This is a genomic window from Streptomyces sp. NPDC018610, assembly GCF_044391765.1.
GTDB lineage: Bacteria > Actinomycetota > Actinomycetes > Streptomycetales > Streptomycetaceae > Streptomyces.
The window spans coordinates 1-21,365 of the sequence record NZ_JBISAL010000006.1; the positions used below are offsets into that span (position 1 = coordinate 1).

The 21,365-nt window shown below is 71.0% G+C and carries 20 protein-coding genes and 1 rRNA gene; 10 read left to right on the forward strand and 11 right to left on the reverse strand.

The genetic code is table 11. The features are described from left to right. Both rrf and ACH5A8_RS16435 read left to right on the forward strand, forming a co-directional pair. Positions 1-92: ribosomal RNA gene (rrf, locus tag ACH5A8_RS16430) — 5S ribosomal RNA — on the forward strand; the annotation flags it as partial. 68 nt (positions 93-160) lie between these two features. Beyond that, a complete protein-coding gene (locus tag ACH5A8_RS16435) occupies positions 161-727 on the forward strand; it encodes a GNAT family N-acetyltransferase (protein ID WP_399002431.1) in 567 nt (188 codons plus the stop codon). Between the two features lie 66 nt (positions 728-793). Here the strand turns inward: ACH5A8_RS16435 and ACH5A8_RS16440 are convergent, their stop codons facing one another. The 6 genes from ACH5A8_RS16440 to ACH5A8_RS16465 all read right to left on the reverse strand — a co-directional run bounded on the left by ACH5A8_RS16440 (position 794) and on the right by ACH5A8_RS16465 (position 8,174). Further along, positions 794-2,380 (reverse strand): type IV secretory system conjugative DNA transfer family protein, encoded by a 1,587-nt coding sequence (locus tag ACH5A8_RS16440; RefSeq protein ID WP_399002433.1) that lies wholly within the window; start codon positions 2,378-2,380, stop codon positions 794-796. 23 nt (positions 2,381-2,403) lie between these two features. Continuing rightward, positions 2,404-3,828 carry an ATP-binding protein gene (locus tag ACH5A8_RS16445; protein WP_399002435.1) on the reverse strand — a complete coding sequence of 475 codons (1,425 nt, stop codon included), beginning with the start codon at positions 3,826-3,828 and terminating at the stop codon, positions 2,404-2,406. 14 nt (positions 3,829-3,842) lie between these two features. Continuing rightward, a complete protein-coding gene (locus ACH5A8_RS16450; protein ID WP_399002437.1) occupies positions 3,843-5,402 on the reverse strand; it encodes an SCO6880 family protein in 1,560 nt (519 codons plus the stop codon). Further along, positions 5,399-6,769 carry a hypothetical protein gene (locus ACH5A8_RS16455; RefSeq protein ID WP_399002438.1) on the reverse strand — a complete coding sequence of 457 codons (1,371 nt, stop codon included), beginning with the start codon at positions 6,767-6,769 and terminating at the stop codon, positions 5,399-5,401. Before ACH5A8_RS16455 ends, ACH5A8_RS16450 begins: the two co-directional genes overlap by 4 nt. Then, a complete protein-coding gene (locus ACH5A8_RS16460; RefSeq protein WP_399002440.1) occupies positions 6,759-7,619 on the reverse strand; it encodes a hypothetical protein in 861 nt (286 codons plus the stop codon). Before ACH5A8_RS16460 ends, ACH5A8_RS16455 begins: the two co-directional genes overlap by 11 nt. A 246-nt stretch (positions 7,620-7,865) precedes the next feature. After that, positions 7,866-8,174 carry a hypothetical protein gene (locus tag ACH5A8_RS16465; protein ID WP_009189392.1) on the reverse strand — a complete coding sequence of 103 codons (309 nt, stop codon included), beginning with the start codon at positions 8,172-8,174 and terminating at the stop codon, positions 7,866-7,868. A 505-nt stretch (positions 8,175-8,679) separates the two neighbouring features. Here ACH5A8_RS16465 and ACH5A8_RS16470 point away from each other — a divergent pair. The 3 genes from ACH5A8_RS16470 to ACH5A8_RS16480 all read left to right on the forward strand — a co-directional run bounded on the left by ACH5A8_RS16470 (position 8,680) and on the right by ACH5A8_RS16480 (position 11,581). Beyond that, positions 8,680-9,480 (forward strand): trypsin-like serine peptidase, encoded by an 801-nt coding sequence (locus ACH5A8_RS16470; RefSeq protein WP_399002442.1) that lies wholly within the window; start codon positions 8,680-8,682, stop codon positions 9,478-9,480. A 145-nt stretch (positions 9,481-9,625) separates the two neighbouring features. After that, positions 9,626-10,627 carry an NlpC/P60 family protein gene (locus tag ACH5A8_RS16475; protein WP_399002444.1) on the forward strand — a complete coding sequence of 334 codons (1,002 nt, stop codon included), beginning with the start codon at positions 9,626-9,628 and terminating at the stop codon, positions 10,625-10,627. Between the two features lie 252 nt (positions 10,628-10,879). After that, positions 10,880-11,581, forward strand: coding sequence for a phosphatase PAP2 family protein (locus ACH5A8_RS16480; RefSeq protein WP_399002446.1), 702 nt, complete (start codon positions 10,880-10,882; stop codon positions 11,579-11,581). Between the two features lie 63 nt (positions 11,582-11,644). Here the strand turns inward: ACH5A8_RS16480 and ACH5A8_RS16485 are convergent, their stop codons facing one another. Continuing rightward, the gene (locus ACH5A8_RS16485; protein WP_399002448.1) at positions 11,645-13,243 is read right to left on the reverse strand and encodes an FAD-binding oxidoreductase; all 1,599 of its coding nucleotides are present in this window, start codon (positions 13,241-13,243) and stop codon (positions 11,645-11,647) included. A gap of 382 nt (positions 13,244-13,625) precedes the next feature. Here ACH5A8_RS16485 and pstS point away from each other — a divergent pair, with 382 nt between their 5' ends. The 4 genes from pstS to pstB all read left to right on the forward strand — a co-directional run bounded on the left by pstS (position 13,626) and on the right by pstB (position 17,769). Continuing rightward, on the forward strand, positions 13,626-14,753 hold the full coding sequence (gene pstS / locus ACH5A8_RS16490; RefSeq protein WP_399002450.1) for a phosphate ABC transporter substrate-binding protein PstS: 1,128 nt from the start codon (positions 13,626-13,628) through the stop codon (positions 14,751-14,753). Between the two features lie 100 nt (positions 14,754-14,853). After that, positions 14,854-15,861, forward strand: a complete 1,008-nt coding sequence (pstC, locus tag ACH5A8_RS16495) for a phosphate ABC transporter permease subunit PstC (protein WP_399002452.1) — start codon at positions 14,854-14,856, stop codon at positions 15,859-15,861. Further along, complete coding sequence (gene pstA / locus ACH5A8_RS16500; protein WP_399002454.1) at positions 15,858-16,922, forward strand: phosphate ABC transporter permease PstA; 1,065 nt, start codon at positions 15,858-15,860, stop codon at positions 16,920-16,922. Before pstC ends, pstA begins: the two co-directional genes overlap by 4 nt. A 70-nt stretch (positions 16,923-16,992) precedes the next feature. After that, complete coding sequence (gene pstB, locus ACH5A8_RS16505) at positions 16,993-17,769, forward strand: phosphate ABC transporter ATP-binding protein PstB (protein WP_399002456.1); 777 nt, start codon at positions 16,993-16,995, stop codon at positions 17,767-17,769. A 160-nt stretch (positions 17,770-17,929) separates the two neighbouring features. Here the strand turns inward: pstB and ACH5A8_RS16510 are convergent, their stop codons facing one another. Both ACH5A8_RS16510 and ACH5A8_RS16515 read right to left on the reverse strand, forming a co-directional pair. After that, positions 17,930-18,928, reverse strand: a complete 999-nt coding sequence (locus ACH5A8_RS16510; RefSeq protein WP_399002458.1) for an anion permease — start codon at positions 18,926-18,928, stop codon at positions 17,930-17,932. 7 nt (positions 18,929-18,935) lie between these two features. Beyond that, positions 18,936-19,556 (reverse strand): DUF47 domain-containing protein, encoded by a 621-nt coding sequence (locus tag ACH5A8_RS16515; RefSeq protein ID WP_399002460.1) that lies wholly within the window; start codon positions 19,554-19,556, stop codon positions 18,936-18,938. A 206-nt stretch (positions 19,557-19,762) separates the two neighbouring features. Between ACH5A8_RS16515 and ACH5A8_RS16520 the strand changes: the two genes are divergently transcribed. Then, on the forward strand, positions 19,763-20,122 hold the full coding sequence (locus tag ACH5A8_RS16520; protein WP_399002462.1) for a metal-sensitive transcriptional regulator: 360 nt from the start codon (positions 19,763-19,765) through the stop codon (positions 20,120-20,122). A 51-nt stretch (positions 20,123-20,173) separates the two neighbouring features. Here ACH5A8_RS16520 and ACH5A8_RS16525 read toward each other — a convergent pair whose 3' ends face one another. After that, positions 20,174-20,353, reverse strand: a complete 180-nt coding sequence (locus ACH5A8_RS16525; RefSeq protein ID WP_399002464.1) for a hypothetical protein — start codon at positions 20,351-20,353, stop codon at positions 20,174-20,176. A gap of 97 nt (positions 20,354-20,450) precedes the next feature. Continuing rightward, positions 20,451-21,290, reverse strand: a complete 840-nt coding sequence (locus ACH5A8_RS16530) for a hypothetical protein (RefSeq protein ID WP_399002466.1) — start codon at positions 21,288-21,290, stop codon at positions 20,451-20,453. Positions 21,291-21,365 lie beyond the last annotated feature (75 nt).

Genomic DNA, 21,365 nt, shown 5'->3' on the forward strand with positions numbered 1-21,365 from the left:
CGCCCGGTTACATTCCGAACCCGGAAGCTAAGCCTTACAGCGCCGATGGTACTGCAGGGGGGACCCTGTGGGAGAGTAGGACACCGCCGAACAATCTTTCAGAAGAGGCCCACACCGAAATGGTGTGGGCCTCTTCTTTTTTCTGCACTACGGTGACTTCATGAACAGCCCCGACAGTGACGAGAAGTACCTGGTCCGTGCCATACGCACCGACGAGTGGCCCGCCGTGAAGGCGCTGAGGCTCCGTGCGTTGCAGGACCCGATCGCCCACCTCGCCTTCCTGGAGACATACGAGGACGCCGCCGCCAAGCCGGACTCCTTCTGGCAGGACCGGGCCGTCGGGGCCGCCGAGGGCTCGACCGGAGTGCGCCAGTTCATCGCGGAGGATCCCGTCGGCGAATGGGTCGGGACCGTCACCGTGCTCATGGAGGAACCCGGCACGACGGACTGGGCCGGCTGCCCGGTGGACCGCTCCCAGGGCCATGTCGTCGGCGTGTACGTGCGGCCCGAGCACCGGGGCTGCGGACTCACCGAGGTGCTGTTCGACGAGGCCGTGCAGTGGGCCTGGGAGAGCGGTGTGGACCGGGTGCGGCTGTTCGTGCACGAGGACAACGGACGGGCCCAGCGCTTCTACCGGCGGTTCGGGTTCGTGCCCAGCGGCCACACCGTGCCGATGTCCGGCCACCCCGAACAGACCGAGCTGGAGTACGTCCTCGAGCGGGCCTGACGGCCGGGCCGGAAGGCCGGGTCGCACGACGGATCGACAGATCCTCAGGCGGGTACCGGCGGGGCTTCAGACGGGCAGCTCGTCGTGGGGCCAGCGAGCGCGGCCCTGTTCCCGGGAGCGGAGCAGGGCCAGAGTCGGCAGCCCCTGGCCGGCCCCCCCGGCCAGCAGCTCGGGGAGCTGCGGCAGCGGGGCCACGGCCGCCACGTCGTCCAGGACGAGGGCGAGTGGTGGGTCGAGCCGACCGGAGGATGACCGTTCGGCCATGCGCCGGCCGCGCTCGACCACGCTTGCGGCGAGCGCCGTCAGAAGGGGCATGGCGCCCGGATCGGTGCGGGGATCCTCGATGGATTCCCCCACCACGTAAAGCGTTCCCCCTTCGTTGACGAAGGAATCCAAGGCGAGCGCATCAGTTCGGTTGGGAGTGCAGGCTTCGCGGATGTTCACCGTGGAGAGCGCGGCGAGGGCACGGCTCGTCAGTCCCTGGGCGATGTCCCGGCGTTCGGTGTGCGAGGTGAGGGCGGCCTCGAGTTCGCCCGCCGATCCCGCGGCCGCCTTCGGGTTGGTGCGCAGGGCCCGTACGGCCTCCTGGAGCTGGGCGCCCTGCGACCAGCGGTGGACGTGGCGGATGGTGCGGCCGTCGATCGCGGCGGCGTGGAGGAAGCTGCGCAGCAGCGTTTGAGCGGTGTCCGCCACCGCCTGGTCGATCTTCGCGGTCGGGCGGACCGGGGCGAGCAGCGCGGCCGCCCGGGACAGAGCGGTCTGCTTGTCCTCGCAGCCGGCCGTGGGGGACCAGTGGAGACGGGCCGGGGTGTCGCACAGGTGCGCGGGGTCGTAGAGGAGGACCGGGCCGAGCTTGGCGCGGGAGTCCTTGGTGTCCTGCCACAGCGCCGGGTTCGAGGTGACCACGAGGGCGGGACCGGCCGCGTCGCGGATCGCCTGGGCTGCCGCGCCCTGCCGGTTCTCCCGCGGCGCGACGAGGACGGTGGGCCGCGCGGTCGCCGGGAACGACGCCGGCGGTGTCGGTGGGGGTGTCGAGGACGGGAACGGCGGCGAGGGGGGCGGTGCGCCGGTTTCCGGCTCGGCGGGCCGTACGGCCGGCCGGGGTGGGGTGAGCGGGTTCTGCGCGGGGGCGGGGGCTGGGCGCTGGCCGGGGACGTCGTGGGGCGCGGGAACCTCCCATGGGACCGGCGCCGGCTCCTGACGAGGCTCGGTCTTCGGGGCTCGGCCCCGGGCCGCTGCGCGGGCCTCCTCGCGGGCCGCCGCCTTCTCCGCCCGCTGCCGGGCCCGGACGGTCCGCCACCGGGTCACTGTGCCCAGCAGGAACACGGTCAGCACGAACAACACCATCAGCTGGCCGATGAACAGGCCCCAGAACAGCCCGTACCCGGAGAGCCGGTCCGCCGGGGTGTCGGGCCAGGCGCCGGGGATGTCGTGCGGCTCGGCGACGAGGTGCCGCATGGCCAGGGGCGTACGGGTGAAGGCGACGCCGGAGGGCCAGGAGCCGTGGGTGAACAGGCCGGCCAGGCCCGTGGCCGTCCACACCAGCAGGGTCATGCCGAGGAGGAAGGCGAGAAGGCCGATCAGCAGGCCGTCGGGGATGCCGCCCTGGCCCTCCCGACGCCCACCGCCCTGCCCGCGGTCGTCCGGTCTCACCGCTGCGTGCCTTTCTGTAGGCCCTAGGCCACCGTCGACTCGGAGGAGCCGCCCAGGTCGGGGACGTGCTGCTCCACGAAGGCCGCGGCCCGCGCCTCGGCCTCCAGTTCGGCGGCGCGCAGGGCGTCGTCGGCCAGGCGGTCGAGGGAGGACTCGGTCATGGCGCGGTCGGTGAAGACCAGCGGCCGTTCGGTCTCGGTGATCAGGTGTTTGACGACCTGGACGTTGCCGTTGACGTCCCAGACCGCGATACCGGGGGTGAGCGTCGGGATGATCTCCACCGCCCACCGGGGCAGGCCCAGAACCCGGCCGGTGGCCCGCGCCTCGTCGGCCTTCTGGGCGTAGATGGTCCGGGTTGAGGCCATCTTCAGGATCGCCGCCGCCTCCTTGGCGGCCGCGCCGTCCACCACGTCGGACAGGTGGTGGACGACCGCGACGAAGGAGAGGCCGAGCCGGCGCCCGAACTTCAGCAGCCGCTGGAACAGCTGGGCGACGAACGGGCTGTTGATGATGTGCCAGGCCTCTTCGACCAGGAAGATGCGCTTCTTGCGGTCGGGGCGGATCCAGGTGTGCTCCAGCCACACGCCGACGATCGCCATGAGGATCGGCATGGCGATGGAGTTGCGGTCGATGTGGGACAGGTCGAAGACGATCAGCGGCGCGTCCAGGTCGATGCCGACCGTGGTCGGGCCGTCGAACATGCCGCGCAGGTCGCCGTCGACCAGGCGGTCCAGGACCAGGGCGACGTCCAGGCCCCAGGCGCGTACGTCGTCTATGGCGACGTTCATCGCCTCGGCCGACTCCGGTTCCGGGTGACGCAGTTGTTCGACGATGTCGGACAGCACCGGCTGGCGCTGGACGATCGTCTCGTTGACGTAGGCGTGGGCGACCTTCAGGGCGAAGCCGGAGCGCTCGTCGAGGCCGTGGCCCATCGCGACCTCGATGATGGTGCGCAGCAGCGCCAGCTGGCCCGTGGTGGTGATCGACGGGTCCAGCGGGTTGAGGCGGATGCCGTGGTTGAGGGCGGCGGTCGGGTCGAGGCGGATGGGAGTTATGCCCAGCTCCTCGGCGATGAGGTTCCACTCGCCGACGCCGTCCTCGCCCTGGGCGTCCAGGACGACGACCTGGCGGTCGCGGAAGCGCAGCTGGCGCAGGACGTAGGTCTTCTCCAGCGCCGACTTGCCGTTGCCGGACTCGCCGAGGACCAGCCAGTGCGGGGCGGGCAGCTGCTGGCCGTACAGCTGGAAGGGGTCGTAGATGTATCCCTTGCCGGAGTACACCTCGCGGCCGATGATGACGCCGGAGTCGCCGAGGCCGGGCGCGGCCGTGGGCAGGTAGACGGCCTGGGCCTGGCCGGTGGAGGTGCGCACCGGCAGGCGGGTCGTCTCGACCTTCCCGAAGAGGAAGGACGTGAAGGCGTCCGTGAGTGCGGTCAGCGGGTCCCGCATCAGAGCATCAGCCCCTACCGTCGGATTCCGGTGGCGAACGGGAGCGTGTTCACGAAGGCGCGGTGGTGCTCGCGGTCGCACCACTCCAGCTTGAGGTACGACTTGCCGGCCGACGCCCTTATCGTCCGCTTGTCGCGGGCCAGGGCCTCCGGGGTGCGGGAGGAGACGGTGATGTAGCCGACGAGGTTGACGCCGGCGGCGCCGCTGGCGAGGTCCTCGCCGCGCTGGTCGATGCGGTTGTGGGCGGCGACGTCGCGAGGGTCGACGGTGCGGTTCATCTTGGCGGCGCGGCTGGCCTCGGCGACGTCGTTCGTCTTCTCGGTCAGCATGCGCTCGATGGCGACCTCGGTGGGTTCGAGGTCCATGGTGACGGCGACGGTGCGGATGACGTCCGGGGTGTGGACGAGGAGGGGCGCCAGGAAGTTGACGCCGACCGGGGTCATCGGCCACTCCTTGACCCAGGCGGTGGCGTGGCACCAGGGCTCGCGGGTCGAGGACTCGCGGGTCTTGGCCTGGAGGAACGTGGGCTCCCGGGCGTCCAGCTCGGCGGGCCAGGCGTTGCGCCGGGTCATGGCCTGGATGTGGTCGATCGGGTGGTCCGGGTCGTACATGGAGTGGATCAGCGAGGCGAGCCGGCCCTGGCCGAGGGGCTGGCGCACGCGGATGTCGGCCTCCTGGAGGCGCGAGCAGATGTCGGTCAGCTCGCGGGCCATGACGACGGCGAGGCCGGCGTCGCGGTCGAGCTTGCGGCCGGCCTGCGGGCGGGCGGCGCGGGCCATGGCGTGTGCCTCGGCGGCCAGTTCGCGGGTGAAGTGCATGCAGGCGACGAGGTAGGCGCGGTGCTGCTCGCTGCTGGTGGACACCATGGACTGCAGTTGGTCGTACGACTGCTGGAGCCAGCCCGGGGCGCGCTCGTCGCCGCGCTGGGCGACGTCCTTGGCGTGGGCGTCGGGGTCGGCGGGCAGGGTGCGGGCGAGCATCTGCAGGCGGGTGACGAAGCCGTCGCCGTTGGCCACGTGCTTGAGGAGGGTGCCGAAGCGGTCGACGAGGGCTTCCTGGTCCTCGGAGTCGCGCAGGCCGACGCCGGGGCCCTCGATCTCGATGGCGGCGGTGACGGTCTTGCGGTCGGCGTGCAGCAGGACGGCGATCTCGTCGGGGCCGAAGGGCGCGGCGAGCCAGGTGATGCGGCCGATGCCGGGCGGCGGGCCGATCTCGATCTCGCGGCCGTCGACGCGGGTGCCGGCCTCCATCACGCCGGAGCGGTAGGCGGCGTTGCGCTTGACGGTGCGCTTGTAGCTGCGGTTGATCTCGAACCACTTGTAGAAGGTGCGGTGCCGGTAGGGCACGTAGACGGCGGCGAGGGCCAGCAGAGGGAAGCCGGTCAGCAGCACGATGCGCAGGGGCAGTACGGGGACGAGGAGCCCGCACATCATGCCGATGGCCGCGCCCACGACGATGAGGGCGATCTCGCCGGTCTCGCGGTTGCGGCCGACGATCGCGTTCGGCCGGGCGCGGCCGATCAGATAAGTACGGCGGGGCGTGACCGCGGGGGACACGTGGGACTCGGTCGTCAACGCCCTTCACCTCCCGTGCGGTTGGTACTGCTGTTGCGGGTGCTGCTGGCGTGCGGGGTGTTCACCGGGCTGGGTGCGCGGGGGGCCGGGGTGGCGGAGGGGACGGCTCCGCCGCCGCCGTCGGAGGCGCGCGAGCCGTGCGCGGCGAAGCCTCCGGAGGCGGGGTTGGCGGGGCGGGGGCCGGAGGACGCGCCTGCTCCGCCGTTGCTGTCGGCGCGGGTGCTGTGGGTCTTGATGCCCTGGGCGACCATGGTGGCCGGGGAGCTGATGACGGCGGCGGCCTTGCGTTCGGCGCCCTGCATGATGCGGTTGTTGCGGCCGGCGGCGATCTCGTCGCCGAAGCCGGGGACGAAGCGGTAGATCATCGCGCTGGCGAAGATGGCGAGCAGGATGATGGCGAGGCCGGAGACGACGGCGCCGAGCGCGTCGGGGCCGCCGTCGGTGGTGAGGGCGCTGGCCAGGCCGAGCACGATGACGATGACCGGTTTGACCAGGATCACAGCGATCATGATCCCGGCCCAGCGGCGGACGTGGCCCCAGAGGTTCTTGTCGACCAGCCCGGAGTAGACGACGACGCCGAGCAGGGCGCCGACGTAGAGCAGGATGGCGCGCAGGAACATCTCCAGGTAGAGCACGCCGGCGGCGAGGATGGAGATGAGCGAGACCAGGATCAGCATGATCGGGCCGCCGCCGATGTCGGTGCCCTTGTCCAGGGCGCCGGCGAACGTGCCGAAGAACGTGCCGGTCTGGTCGCCGGTGGCCTTGGCCAGGACGTCGCTGACGCTGTCGGTCGCGGAGACGACGGTGTAGAGGATCAGCGGGGTGAAGGCGGAGGCGAGCACGGTCAGCCACAGGAAGCCGACGGCCTCCGAGATGGCGGTGGTCAGCGGTACGCCGCGCACGGCCCGCTTGGCGACGGCCAGCAGCCACAGCAGCAGGGTGAGGATGGCCGAGGCCGCGAAGACGATGGCGTACTGCTGGAGGAACTTCTGGTTGGTGAAGTCGACGGCGGCGGTCGACTGCACGGCCTTGCTGAGCTCCTTGATGGTCCAGGAGGCGGCGTCGGCGCAGCCCTTGGCCAGGGAGGAGAGGGGGTCGAGGGTGGCGGTGGGGTCGGAGGTGGTCGCTCCGCCTCCGCTGCTCTCGTTGCCGCGCTCGCAGTACTTCTTGGCCTCGCCGAAGATGAGGTCGCAGTTGTCCTTGCTGGGCGACGGCGACGGGGAGGGCGACGACGAGGCCGGGCCCGAGGGTGTCGTGCCGGGCGAGGGGGGCGCGGCGACGGCGCGGGTCGCCAGCAGCACGACCGACGTCTGCACGGCTGCCACGACTCCGGTGAGCCCCAGCGCGCGCTGCTTGCTACCGGGCATACGTGAACCCTCCGTACTCTTCGATGGCCTTGCTGATCTCGGCGGAGGTGGCGGCCCTGTCGTCACCGGGGACCGGGGCGGGGCCGTCCTTCTGCGAGTCGGCGACGATCTTCCAGTCGTTCCCGGCCCACCGCAGGTCGAACGTCCAGGTCTTCCAGGACGCGGTGATCGGGTCGGTCGAGCCCTTGCCGGACATGCCGATGAGCCCCATGTACCAGACCGCGACCCGGGCGTCGCTGTCGCTGTACTGCTGGACGGTGGTGCCGAGAGGGGCCACTCGGGAGACGAAGGTGTTGCCGGACGGCGCCTTGCCGTTGGCGTCCAGGCCCATCTTGCCGAGGAAGCCGGTGGAGTAGGCCTGGTCCATCGGGCCCTGGAGCTTCGCGGCCGCCTCGGAGGTGTAGAGGAGGCCCAGGAGGGTGTGCCGGCTGGCCTTGTTGAACATGCCGGTGGAGCCCAGTGCCACGGCGTAGTTCGCCGCCGCGCTCTGTGCTCCCTGTTCGTCGTGGGGGAAGCCGGAGGGGATGCCGGCGGTCTTCGTCGTCACCGGCCGCTTGCCGGTGGCGGCGGTCGCCGCCGCCTTCGGTGCGGCGCCCTTCCCGCCGTCGGCGGCCGAGCCGCCGTCGTCCCCGCCGCCGCCGCGGTTCGCGAAGGCGATCGCGCCGATCAGGAGGACGACCACGGCGACCACCGTGACCAGGCCGCGCGAGGACGAGCGGGGGCCGCGCCGGGCGCCTCCGTAGGGGTCGCCGGCGCGGTCAGGGAATCTGGTGCGGGTGCGTGCGCCGTCGTAGTACTCGTCGTCGGCGCGTGCGGAATCACCGAACCCGTGCTCGTCTCCGAGACTCATGCCCCGTACGCTCCCTCGACCTCGACCTCGACCTCGTACCGGAACGCGTAGAAGTACGACGGTAGCCGTGCTGGTTCCCGCGTGGGCGCGGTGTGGTGACTCGACATCAGGGAAACGCAACCTCGGCCGGTGGGCACGGTGGGTGGGTGGGGGCAGCGGGGGCACCGGGCGCGTCCGGAGGGTCCGGCCGGCGGCGCGGGCGGAGCACCGTGCGCGGCATGCGCGGGTGTGCGCCGGTCACACGGTCTACACGGCCATGCCGTACACGATGGTGAACAGCGTGCCGAGGGAGCCGATGATGAACACGCCTGTGAGGCCGGCGATGATCAGGCCCTTGCCCTGTTCCGCGCTGAACGTGTCGCGCAGGGCGGTGGCGCCGATCCGCTGTTTGGCGGCCCCCCAGACGGCGATGCCGAGGCAGAGCAGGATGGCCACCGCCATCACCACTTCGATCATCACCTTCGCCTCGTTGCCCAGGCTGCCGAAGGGACCCCAGTTGGGAGCGATCCCGCCGATGATGGTGTTGATGTCTCCCTTGTCGGCCGCAAAGAGCATGTAAGTCACCGCCCCTGGTGGGTAGTTCCGCGGCCCCTGCGGGCGTGCAGAGGTCAGGCCTCATTGTCGCCGACGATGATGCCCGCGTATGTCGACTTGGCGCCATTGCCTGGCGAGTTTCGTGCGTATGGTCACTGTGTGTATCACGGCAGGTCACGCCGGGCAATGAGGTGCGACCGGAACCTGCCGTGTGGTCCCGTCGTTGTCACTTTTCACGTCCCGGCACGGTTCCTGACGGCCAGTCGGGTGAGTGGCGTTCCGATGGTCTCACGCTTCGCCGGTCCGGCCACCCCTGCCGGTGACGACTGAGGGGGCGTGGTGGGGGAATCAGGTGCGGCGGAGACGCGGTGGGCGGCGCCGGTCCGTGCGCCGGCCGTGCTCCCCGACCGTGAACGGGACAAGGAGGACGATGCGGGGCACAGTGTGCGGTGAACGGGGGTTTCACAGGAAAATCTCAGCGAAGTCGGGATCCGTTTCTCACCTTCGTGGGTCACAGTGGGGCCTGATGAAGCGCACCTCAGGCATCCAGAGTCCCGCTCGTCACGGACGCCGTCGCCACCGCGCCCGGAACCAGGCGCTGTTCGTCGGCCTGACGCTGATCGCGGTGACCTCCGCGTCCGTCGCCGCCGCCGATGACGGGGCCGGCCCGCTCGGAGTGACCGCGGTGTCCGCCACGACCCCGCCGAGCGCCCGGGTCGGTGCGCTGTTCGGCGCGGACAAGGCCGGCGCCCTCGCCGGGAACCACTTCTGCACGGCCTCGGTGGTGCACAGCGCCGGCCGGAACCTGATCCTGACGGCCGCCCACTGCGTGACCGGCGACGGCGACCTCGTCTTCGTGCCGGGGTACCGCGACGGCAAGGCGCCGTACGGCGTGTGGTCGGTCAGGAAACGCTTCGTGCCCGACGGTTGGTCGCGCGACCAGGACGAGGACAGCGACTTCGCCTTCGCCGCGCTCGCGCCGCTCAAGGGGGACGAGATCGAGGACGTCGTCGGCGCCAACCGGTTCACCACGGGGCGCAAGACCGGGGCGACGCCGGTGACCGTCACCGGATATCCCGACGAGCGCGAGGTGCCGGTCAGCTGCACCAACCGGCCCAATGCGCACAGCGGTACCCAACAGCGCATCGAATGCCCGAAGTTCACCGGCGGCACCAGTGGCAGCCCGTGGGTCAACGGCAAGCACGAGGTCGTCGGCGTCCTCGGCGGGCACGAGATGGGCGGCTCCACCCCGGACGTCTCCTACAGCGTCGTCTTCGGCGACGAGGCGGCGGGGCTCTACGAGGACGCCGCCGGCGGAGTCGGCTGACCGGACCGTGGTCCGGCAGGCCCCCCGCGGTCGGGGCGCCGGTGGCCGAGACCGTGCGCCACCGGTGTGCTGCCCTCTCAAAAATCGAGCGGCGCGCCCCTAGACTGACGCCGGGAGACTCCCGTTCGCTGAAGGGCGGTTGACGGTGCGTAAGGGTCGGGTCGTAGCGCTCGCCGTCGTCGGCTCAGGGCTCTCCTTCGCACTGGCGCTGATCATCGGTGTGTACCTCGTCGCCGGGAACGGCGTCGGCGGCGTGGGCGGGGGGTCCGTCGGGCTCGCCAAGGGCGCCGTGCCGGCCGCCTACAAGTCCCTCGTGCAGAAGTGGGGAAATCTCTGCCCCGCCATCAACCCGGCGCTGCTGGCCGCGCAGTTGTACCAGGAGAGCGGGTTCGATCCGAACGCCAGATCGGCCGCCGCGGCCGAGGGGATAGCGCAGTTCATCCCCGGCACCTGGGCCACGCACGGCGTCGACGGCAACGGCGACGGCAGACGCGACGTCTGGGACCCGAATGACGCGATTCCGTCGGCCGCCTCCTACGACTGCGAGCTCGCGAAGTACGTGCGGACCGTGCCCGGCGACGCCACGCACAACATGCTCGCCGCCTACAACGCGGGGGCGGACGCGGTCATCAGGTACGGGGGCGTGCCGCCGTACGCCGAGACGCAGAACTACGTGAAGACGATCACCACGCTGGAGAAGAGCTTCGCCGCGCCCGTGACCCGGCTGGACCCCTCGCAGCAGGCGGCTCAGGCCATCTCCTACGCCCAGAGCAAGCTGGGGACGCCGTATCTGTGGGGCGGTGAGGGCACCGCTGAGCAGGGCGGACGGTTCGACTGCTCGGGGCTGACGCAGGCGGCGTACGCCAGCGCGAAGATCTCGTTGCCGCGGGTCGCCAACGACCAGTACAACGCGGGGGCGCATCCCAAGCGCGAGGAGCTGCTGCCGGGGGACCTGGTGTTCTTCTCCGACGATCTGACCAACTCGCGGGCCATCCGGCACGTGGGTATCTACGTCGGCGGCGGGTACATGATCGACGCACCGCGCACAGGGGCGGTGATCCGGTTCGACCCCATCGACACACCGGACTACTTCGGGGCCACCCGGGTGACCGAGGATGGCGCGAAAGCGCTCACCACCTCGGTGTGAACCGAGCGTGAACCCCGCCCCTGAGCTGCGGTGACGAGTCTCTCTTCGGTAACGTCTGCGTGATCGTTCGGTGGAGTGCGGAACGTATCGATCGGGCTCGTGCGTTCCTGTTGACGTAGCCAAGCCGACGTCGGACGGAGGGCGTGCGGTACGCGCGCGCACGCAGCGGGAGCGGATCTACGACCACGGGGGTGGCAGGAGCGGCGCACGCTGGGTGCGCCCGGAACGACACGACGAAGGGGCCGCAGCACCATGGCTGGACTCGCCGAATCCGGGTCGAACCCCGACGTCGACCTGCTCTACGACATCAACGGCCTCGCCAAGGACGCCCCCCACTGGTTCGACAAGGCCATGGAGTTCGTCGGCGAGTACGGGCTGCTGCTCGCCTCGGTGCTGCTGGTGCTGTGGTGCTGGTGGTCCGTGCGGCGGCGGGGCGGGGAGAACGCCGCGGCGTCGGTCGCCGCGCTGGTGTGGGCGCCGCTCGCGGCCGGGATCGCGGTGCTGGTGAACGTGCCGATACGGGGTTTCGTGGAGCGGCCCCGGCCGTTCCGGGACCACCAGGGGCTGGACGTGCTGGTCTCCGGGAAGACCGACTTCTCGTTCGTGAGCGACCACGCGACGATCACCATGGCGATGGGGGCCGCGCTGTTCGTGGCGAACCGGCGGTTCGGGCTGGCGGGGATCGGGATCGCGCTGGCCGAGGGGTTCTGCCGGGTGTACATGGGCGTGCACTATCCGACGGACGTGGTCGGGGGGTTCGCGCTGGGGACGGCTGTGGCGCTGTTGCTGTCGCCGTTGGCGATGGCGGGGCTCACGCCGGTGCTGAGGGCTGTCGAGAGGACTTCCTGGGGGGCGTGGCTGGTGCGGGGGCGGCGGGGCGAGGTGGGGGCCGTGGTCTCCGAGGCGTGCGGGGAGGAGCGGGCGTCGGCTGAGGAGCGGGACTTGGCCGCGTGAGCGGGCCGCGGTGAGCGGTGCCTGCGGCTGCGGTGAGTGGTGCTCGCAGCCACGGGCGGGCGGTCAGAGGCCTTGGGGGAAGGTGAAGAAGGCCGTGGGGTCGTACTGGTGCTTCAGCCGGCTCAGGCGGGGGGCGGCCGCGCCGTAGTAGGCCGTGCGCCAGTCGGTCAGGGTGGGGTCGGTGTAGTTCTGGTAGGCGGCGCCGGAGGCGTACGGCCGCATCGCGCCGTGGGCCGAGGTCAGCCAGGACTGGGCCGCCGTGCCCGCCGCGCCGGCGGTCCAGGAGGCGAAGTACTGGGCCAGTATCCGTGAGCGGCGGTGGACGAAGGCCGTCGCCGTCGGCGAGACGCGGTTGACCGCGCCGCCGAGCGCGGTGAGCGCGATGCTGCCCGCCCCGCCCCGCACCGCGCGGGTCCGGTCGAGGAGGGCCTGGACGCCGGCCGCGGGGATCGAGCGGTCGAAGAAGTCCGAGCGGGCCGCGTAGGTGTCGCGGTCGAGCCTGCCCTGCGGGGAGCGGCCGGGGGTCGGGCCGGGCAGGTGGCACTGGGGCTCGGTCGGGAAGGACGAGCAGCCGGCGTAGGACTCCATGGCGCTCTCGTAGGTGTGGCGGCGCAGCGAGACGCTCGAGGCGCGCGCGCCGATCCGCGCGGCCAGGCGGTCCACCGCGTTCTGCAGGTCGCCGTAGGTGCCGAGCGAGAACGCGGCGACGGACACCTTCGGGGCGCCGCCGGCGGTGTTCTCCAGGTGCAGGGAGGACCAGATCTCGTCCGGCTGGCTCGGCCCCCACTCCTGCCAGGCCGTCACCACCGCCGCCGCCCTGGCCCACGGCCAGGTGAGGTAGGCGGAGACCGCCTGGGGGGCGGGATGGGTGCGGAAGCGCAGTTCGGTGACGACGCCGAAGTTGCCGTTGCCGGCGCCGCGCAGCGCCCAGAACAGGTCCGCGTTCTCGGTGGAGTCGGCGGTCAGCACCTTGCCGTCGGCGGTGACGAGGGTGGCCTGGGTGAGGCTGTCGCAGGTCAGGCCGTAGGCGCGGGAGACCACTCCGTGGCCGCCGCCGAGGGTGAGGCCGGAGACGCCCACCGTGGGGCAGGAACCGGCGGGTATGGTCGCGCCCTTGGCGGCGAGCGCGCGGTAGACGTCGATGAGCTTGGCGCCCGCGCCGACCACCGCCGTGGTGCCGCTCGCGCGGATCCGGTCGAGCCGGGAGACGTCGATGACGAGGCGGCCGTCGCCGGAGGACCAGCCGGCGTAGGAGTGGCCGCCGTTGCGGACGGCGACGCGCAGGCTGTGGGCGCGTGCGTAGGACAGGGCCGTACGGATGTCGTCGGTGTGGGCGACGTAGGCGACGGCGGCCGGGCGCAGTCCGTCGAAGCGGGTGTTGTAGAGCTGACGCGCCGTCGGCCACCCGGCGTCGCCGGGGCGGACGAGGGCGCCGTCCAAGGTGCGGGCGAGGGCGGCCCAGTCGGCCGCGGTGCGGACGCTGCCCGCGGTGCGGTGCGCCGTGCCGGCGGACGAGGCCGACGAGGACAGCGAGGTGTGGGAGGCGCCCGCGCCGGACGCGCCGTCCACGGCCCCGCCGCCGTTCGTGCCGCCGCTGCAAGCGGCCGTGGCGAGGCCGGCGAGTGCCGCCGTCCCGCCCGATATGAACGCACGCCGTTCCATGTCGTGCCCTTCCTGTCGGCTCCCGTGGACCGAGACGACCGCCGGGCCCGGTGGGTTCCCTCGGGCGGGGTCCGCCGGAGCACGGGGAGGACCGCTGCGGGCGGTGGCGGGGAAGGTCCGGTACGTGCGGTGGCGCGCTCGGGGCGCCAGGGGTCCGCGGTTCCGCCGGGACCCGCACGTGCTCTCCCCGTGAGCGTTCCGTGACCTCACCGCACTGACGGCAGGGGTTCACCCCTCGTTCACTTCCGGCCATCGGCGGCTTCACCTGTTCTGCCTAATTTCGGCCTTACCCGGTGCTGGTGCGCGTTTTCGGCGCACCGGTGTCGCCCACTCTTCGCACGCCGCCGGACAGGACGGCGGCTCCTGGAAGGAACTCCCTCAAGTGAAGCTTCAGCGCAAGAACCGGCGGGCACTCGCTCTCGGCGCTCTCGCCGTCTCCGGCGCCCTGGCCCTCACGGCGTGCGGCTCCGACGACACGGGCGGCAAGGACGACGCCGGTGGTGGCAGCAGCACCGCGGCCTCCAACAGCTCCATCAAGTGCGACGGGGCCAAGGGCCAGTTGCTCGCGGACGGCTCCTCCGCGCAGAAGAACGCGATCGACGCCTGGGTGAAGGAGTTCAGCCAGGCCTGCGGCGTGCAGATCAACTACAAGGGCGGCGGCTCCGGCGCCGGCGTCACCGCGTTCGGCCAGGGCCAGGTGGCCTTCGCCGGCTCCGACTCCGCGCTGAAGCCCGAGGACGTGGCCGCGTCCAAGAAGGTCTGCTCCGGCGGCCAGGGCATCGACCTGCCGATGGTCGGCGGCCCGATCGCGGTCGGCTACAACGTCCCCGGCGTGCAGGACCTGGTGCTCGACGCGCCGACCCTGGCGAAGATCTTCGACGCCAAGATCCAGAACTGGAACGCCCCGGAGATCAAGAAGCTCAACCCGAACGCCAAGCTGCCCGACCTGAAGATCCAGGCGTTCCACCGCTCGGACGAGTCCGGCACCACGGACAACTTCACCAAGTACCTGAAGGCCGCCGCCCCGAGCGACTGGACGTACTCCGGCGGCAAGGCCTGGCAGGCCAAGGGCGGCCAGGCGGCCCCGCAGTCCTCCGGCGTGGCCCAGCAGGTCAAGCAGACGGGCGGCGCCATCGGCTACTTCGAGCTGTCGTACGCCAAGGACCTGTCCACGGTCGCCATCGACACCGGCGCCTCCGCCCCGGTCAAGGCCACCGTCGACAACGCCACCAAGGCCATCGCGGACGCCAAGGTCGTCGGCACCGGCAGCGACCTGGCGCTCCAGCTGAACTACGCCACCAAGGCCGACGGCGCCTACCCGATGGTCCTGGTCACCTACGAGATCGCCTGCGACAAGGGCAACAAGGCCGACACGCTGCCCGCCACCAAGGCGTTCCTGCGCTACATCGCCAGCGAGGACGGCCAGAAGATCCTCACCGAGAAGGACTACGCGCCGATCCCCGACGCGATCATCAGCAAGGTCCGCACCACCATCGAGGGCCTGAGCTGATCCGAGTGCGGCCGGTCCCCACCCGGGGCCGGTCGCACCGTCCGGTGCACCGCCGCCAGGAGCCGTACGACGTGTACGGCTCCGCAGACCGGAGAACCCGATGGACATATCCACACAGCAAACAGACGTCGCCGCGCCCTTCGGCCCGCCGGACCCGGCCGCGTCCCGGCGCGCCGCCCGCGGCGCCACCCGCCCCGGAGACCGGATCTTCGTCGGCCTGACCCGCGGGTCGGGCATCCTGCTCCTGGTGATCATGGCCGCTATCGCGGTCTTCCTCACCTACCGCGCGTGTCTCGCCATCAGCGACGACCACGGCAACTTCCTGACCACCTTCGAGTGGAACACCAGCCTCGTCCCGCCGAGCTTCGGCATCGCCGTACTGGTCTACGGCACGGTCGTCTCCTCGGTCGTCGCCATGGTCATCGCGGTCCCGGTCGCGGTCGCCATCGCCCTCTTCCTCACCCACTACGCCCCGCGTCGGCTGAGCGGCCCGATCTCGTACGTGATCGACCTGCTCGCCGCCGTGCCGTCCATCGTGTACGGCCTGTGGGGCGCGCTGGTCCTCGTCCCGCACATGGACGGGCTGTTCGGCTGGCTGGACGAGTACCTCGGCTGGACCGGGATCTTCTCCTGGGACGGCGGGGCGCCCCGCTCGATGCTCACCGTCGGCGTCCTGCTGGCGATCATGATCCTGCCGATCATCACCAACGTCAGCCGCGAGGTCTTCCGCCAGGTCCCGCGGATGCACGAGGAGGCCGCGCTCGCCCTCGGCGCCACGCGCTGGGAGGTCATCCGCATGTCGGTGCTGCCCTTCGGCCGCTCCGGTGTGATCTCCGCGTCGATGCTGGGCCTCGGCCGCGCGCTCGGCGAGACCATGGCCGTCGCCACCGTGCTCTCCCCGACCTTCGACATCAAGGCCAGCCTGCTCGACCCGGGCGGCGGCACCTTCGCCCAGAACATCGCCAGCAAGTTCAGCGAGGCGACAGAGTTCGGCCGGGACGCGCTGATCGCCTCCGGCCTGGTGCTCTTCGTCATCACCCTGCTGGTCAACGGCGCGGCCCGGCTGATCATCGCCCGCCGCAAGGAGTACTCGGGGGCCAACGCATGAGCACCGCAGCGATGTCCGACAAGCGACGCGGCAGCAGCCTGCGCGGCGCCTCCCTGCCCCGCTGGTCGCCGTGGGCGATCGCGGCCGGCTCGCTGGCCCTGGCGGTCGTCGTCGGCCTGGCCGGCGGGCTGCACAACCATGTCCAGTGGGGCCTGATCGCCGCCGTCCTCTTCGTCCTGGGCACCTACGGGATCGCCGCCCGCGTCGAGGGCCGCCGGCAGGCCAAGGACCGGGTCATGACCAGCCTGGTTTGGGTGGCCTTCCTGCTCGCCGTGGTGCCGCTGGTCTCCCTGGTGTGGGTGACCGTCAAGCGCGGTGTGAAGGTCCTGGACGTCTACTTCCTCACCCACTCGATGGGCGTGGTCGCCGACACCGAGCCGGGCGGCGGCATCTACCACGCCATCATCGGCAGCCTGGAGCAGGTGGGCCTGGCCACCCTGATCGGCGCGCCGGTCGGCGTGCTCACCGCGATCTACCTGGTGGAGTACGGGCGCGGCTCCCTCGCCCGGGCCGTCACCTTCTTCGTCGACGTGATGACCGGCATCCCGTCGATCGTCGCCGGTCTGTTCATCCTCAGCCTGATGCTGATGACGAAGACCCAGCCGTTCGGCTTCGCCGGCTCCCTCGCCCTGGCCATCCTGATGATGCCGGTCGTGGTCCGCTCCACCGAGGAGATGCTCAAGCTCGTCCCGAACGAGCTGCGGGAGGCCTCCCTCGCCCTGGGCGTGCCGAAGTGGCGCACGATCCTGAAGGTGGTCCTGCCCACCTCCCTGGGCGGCATCATCACCGGCGTCGTGCTGGCCGTCGCCCGCATCGCCGGCGAGACCGCGCCCGTGCTGCTGCTGGTGTTCGGCAACCCCTTCATCAACACGAACCCCTTCGAGGGGGCCCAGTCCTCGCTGCCGCTGTACATCTACCAGCAGTACGCGAACAGCGCGGGCGAGGGAGCGGCGTACGACCGCGCGTGGGCGGCCTCGCTCACCCTGATCGCCTTCGTGATGATCCTCAACCTGGCTGCCCGCGGCGTCGCCCGCTGGAAGGCGCCCAAGACCGGTCGTTGAAGCACCGCCGCGCGGCCGGCGCCGCGCGGGCCCTTCCGGCGACACCAGACTTTTTGGAAGTGAACCAGTCATGGCCAAGCGAATCGACGTGAGCGGGCTCACCGCCTACTACGGCTCCCACAAGGCGATCGAGGACATCTCGATGACGGTCGAGCCGCGTTCGGTGACGGCCTTCATCGGGCCGTCCGGCTGCGGCAAGTCGACGTTCCTGCGCACCCTGAACAGGATGCACGAGGTCACCCCGGGCGGGCGGGTCGAGGGCAAGGTGATGCTCGACTCCGAGGATCTGTACGGCGCCCAGATCGACCCGGTCTCCGTCCGCCGCGAGGTGGGCATGGTCTTCCAGCGGCCCAACCCCTTCCCCACCATGTCGATCTTCGACAACGTGGCGGCGGGGCTGCGGCTGAACGGCAAGTACCGCAAGAGCGAGCTGAACGACGTCGTCGAGAAGTCGCTCAAGGGCGCCAACCTGTGGAACGAGGTCAAGGACCGGCTGAACAAGCCGGGCTCGGGCCTGTCCGGCGGCCAGCAGCAGCGGCTGTGCATCGCCCGCGCGATCGCGGTCGAGCCGAAGGTGCTGCTGATGGACGAGCCGTGCTCCGCCCTCGACCCGATCTCGACCCTCGCCATCGAGGACCTGATCGGCGAGCTGAAGGAGCGCTTCACGATCGTCATCGTCACCCACAACATGCAGCAGGCCGCCCGCGTCTCGGACCGCACCGCGTTCTTCAACCTGGCGGCGGTCGGGCAGCCGGGCCGGCTGATCGAGATCGACGACACCGCGCGGATCTTCTCCAACCCGTCGGTGCAGGCCACGGAGGACTACATCTCCGGCCGCTTCGGCTGATCCCCGGGACCGTCCCCGAGGCTCCCCCCCGGGGGACGCCGGGGATCATCGAGTCCCCTCACGGTGCTGCATGGCGGTGCCACCGTGAGGACGCGGAAGGGCCCGCCCCCGGAAAGCCGGGGGCGGGCCCGTCCGTCATGTGCGCGGCGCGCGGGCGGTCCTACAGGAACGCCAGCTTGATCAGGGAGAAGGCGAGCGCCGACACGAGTCCGGCGGCGGGCATGGTGATGAACCAGCCGAGGACGATGTTCTTCGCCACGCCCCAGCGGACCGCGTTGACCCGCTTCGTCGCGCCCACGCCCATGATCGCGGAGGTGATCACATGGGTGGTGGAGATCGGGGCCTTGAACAGGAACGCCGTGCCGAACATGATCGACGCGCCGGTCGCCTCGGCCGCGAAGCCCTGCGGCGGGTCCAGCTCGATGATCTTGCGGCCCAGGGTGCGCATGATGCGCCAGCCGCCCGCGTAGGTGCCCAGCGACAGCATCAGCGCGGAGATCAGCTTCACCCACACCGGGATGGGGTCGCCGTAGGTCTCGGCGCCGCCGATGACCAGGGCCATCACCACGACGCCCATGGTCTTCTGCGCGTCCTGCAGGCCGTGGCCGAGGGCCATGCCGGCCGCCGAGACGGTCTGCGCTATGCGGAAGCCGCGCTTGGCCTTGTGCGGGTTGGCCCGGCGGAAGATCCACATGATGGCCGTCATCACCAGGTAACCGCCGATGAGACCGACCACCGGGGACAGGAACATCGGGATGACGATCTTGTCGACGACGCCCGACCAGTGCACCGCGGTGCCGCCCGCCAGCGCCGCGCCCACCAGGCCGCCGAACAGGGCGTGCGAGGAGGACGAGGGCAGGCCGAAGTACCAGGTGATCAGGTTCCAGACGACGCCGCCGACCAGGGCCGCGAAGAGGATGCCCATGCCGTGGCTGCCGGTGGGGGTGTCGATGAGGCCTTCGCTGACCGTCTTGGCGATGCCGCTGCCGAGGAAGGCGCCGGCGAGGTTCATCACCGCGGCCATCGCCAGGGCGGCCCGCGGGGTGAGCGCGCGGGTCGACACCGAGGTGGCGATGGCGTTGGCGGAGTCGTGGAAGCCGTTGGTGTACGCGAAACCGAGCGCGACCAGGATGGTCACAACAAGAGCGAGGGTGTCCATGGACGCCTCAGGACTCCTTGACCGCGATGGTCTCCACCGTGTTCGCCACGTGCTCGAAGGCGTCCGCCGCCTCTTCCAGCACGTCCACGATCTGCTTGAGCTTCAGCACCTCGATCGCGTCGTACTTTCCGTTGAACAGGTGGGCGAGCAGCTTGCGGTGGATCTGGTCCGCCTGGTTCTCCAGACGGTTCACCTCGATCCAGTACTCGGTGAGGTTGTCCATGGTCCGCAGGTGCGGCATGGCCTCCGCGGTGAGCTCCGCCGCCCGCGACAGCACCTCGATCTGCTGTTCGACGCCCTTGGGCAGTTCCTCGACGTTGTAGAGGACGACCAGGTCGACGGCCTCCTCCATGAAGTCCATGATGTCGTCGAGGGACGAGGCGAGGGAGTAGATGTCCTCGCGGTCGAAGGGCGTGATGAAGGAGGAGTTCAGCTGGTGGAAGATCGCGTGTGTGGCGTCGTCGCCTGCGTGTTCCGCGGCCCGCATACGCTCTGCGATCTCGACCCGGGCGGAGGCGTCCGCCCCGAGCAGTTCCATCAGGAGCTTGGAGCCCGTGACGATGTTGTCCGCGGACGCGGCGAACATGTCATAGAAGCTCGTCTCCCTGGGGGTCAGACGAAAGCGCACGTGGGGTCCTCGGGGTGCTTCGGTTTCGGTCAGGGTGATGCTAAGCGCATCATCCGGCCACGGCTAAGGGGCCGTCCCCAGTGTCGCCCATCAGGCACAGTGGTCGGCACGGGGGCGGGCCAAGGGTCCTGTACCCCGGGAAATTCGTTACGATATACCGGGCAGGGGTATGTCTGCCCTGATTCTGTTCCCAGCGGGAGGACGCGATGACGACCACCGAGGCCGGCGCGACGGCGCCCTGCGAGAGCGGACAGGCCGGGCAGGAGCACGCCGCGGGGCACGCCACCTACGGCTACCACAAGCAGAAGGACGAGCACCTCAAGCGGCTGCGCCGGATCGAGGGGCAGATCCGCGGCCTGCAGCGGATGGTCGACGAGGACACCTACTGCATCGACATACTCACCCAGGTGTCGGCCTCCACCAAGGCCCTGCAGTCCTTCGCGCTGCAGCTGCTGGAGGAGCACCTGCGGCACTGCGTCGCCGACGCCGCCGTCAAGGGCGGCTCCGAGATCGACGCGAAGGTCGAGGAGGCCACCAAGGCGATCGGCCGGCTGCTGAGGACGTGACATGCGCGACGCGGTGACGTAGGTCACTCGGGGTCGCGGACGGCGTACGGATCACCGGCCGGTGTCGCTGCGCCGTTCCTCGGTCACTCTCAGCACCTCGTCGATGCTCTCCAGGCTGAGCCGACCCCGGGCCGCCGAGGCGGCGATGATCAGCTCCCCGCACAGTTCGATCTCCGCGAGGGCCACGTGGTCCTGAACTGCCGTACCGCCGACCGGAGCCACGCGCGTCACCTCGTCTCTGCCGTCACAGACTTCCTAGTGCTGTCGCAGCACCAGAGTAGGGAGGGTGGTGCGCCGGGCGCATGGCACGGACGGGCTAGTTCACGGCCTAGTCCGCCTCGGCGATGCGGCCGGTGTAGATGTCCCGGGCCCGCGGCAGGATCACGGTGACCGGGGTGCCGAAGGCGAACAGCAGCGTCGTGGAGTCCACGGCCACGGGGCTGCGGCGCCGGCCGTTGACGAAGGAGAAACTCTGCCGGAGCTTGCGGACGCGGCCCTGGTCGTCGAGGTAGACGTCGAACGGCACATCGGCCGTGGCGAACCCTTTCGCCGCCGCCCGCAACGCCGCCTCCTCGGCCCCCGGCACATTCCGCGCCGCCAGCGCCAGGTCCGCCGTGCCCCGGAAGTGCCGCACCGCCACGCCCGCCACCTCGGTCCGGCCCACGTACGTCGCCTTGCGCGTGCCGCGCAGCACCTCGGCCGCAGTGAACGGGTCGGTGGCGCCGCCGGTGACGAGGTTGCCGTCGGAGAGCGTGGCCGTCGCCACCCGCACCCACTTGTCGGCGGGCACACCCGCGCCCCGGTTCTTCATGAACAGCGCGCCCGGAGCGAGGAGTTCGACGATCGGCACGTGCTCGGCCGCCCCGGTCGGGTCCTGCGGCAGCACGACGGTGAGCTGTCCGCGCCGTCGGCGGAAGTCGTAGGCGCCCTCGCCGCGGATCGTCACCCGGGTCCCGCCGGTGGCCATCTCCATCGCCGTGCGCGCCTGCGAACTGCCCGCCGTCAGCAGGGCGTCGGGGGCCTGGCGCAGGGTCTGCACCGGGTCGGTGGCGGCGCGGGCGTCCTCGGAGGCCGCGCCCACGCCGGCGCATCCCGAGGCGCACGCGCAGAGCAGCAGCCCCGCCGCGAGCACCGCGCCGTCCCTCTGCCGTCGCTGCCGCTTGGCCATCGCCTGCCTACCCCCAGCCGGTACGTCCGTCACGGGCCCCCTACTCGTCCGGATAACGACGGGTAGGGGGCCCCG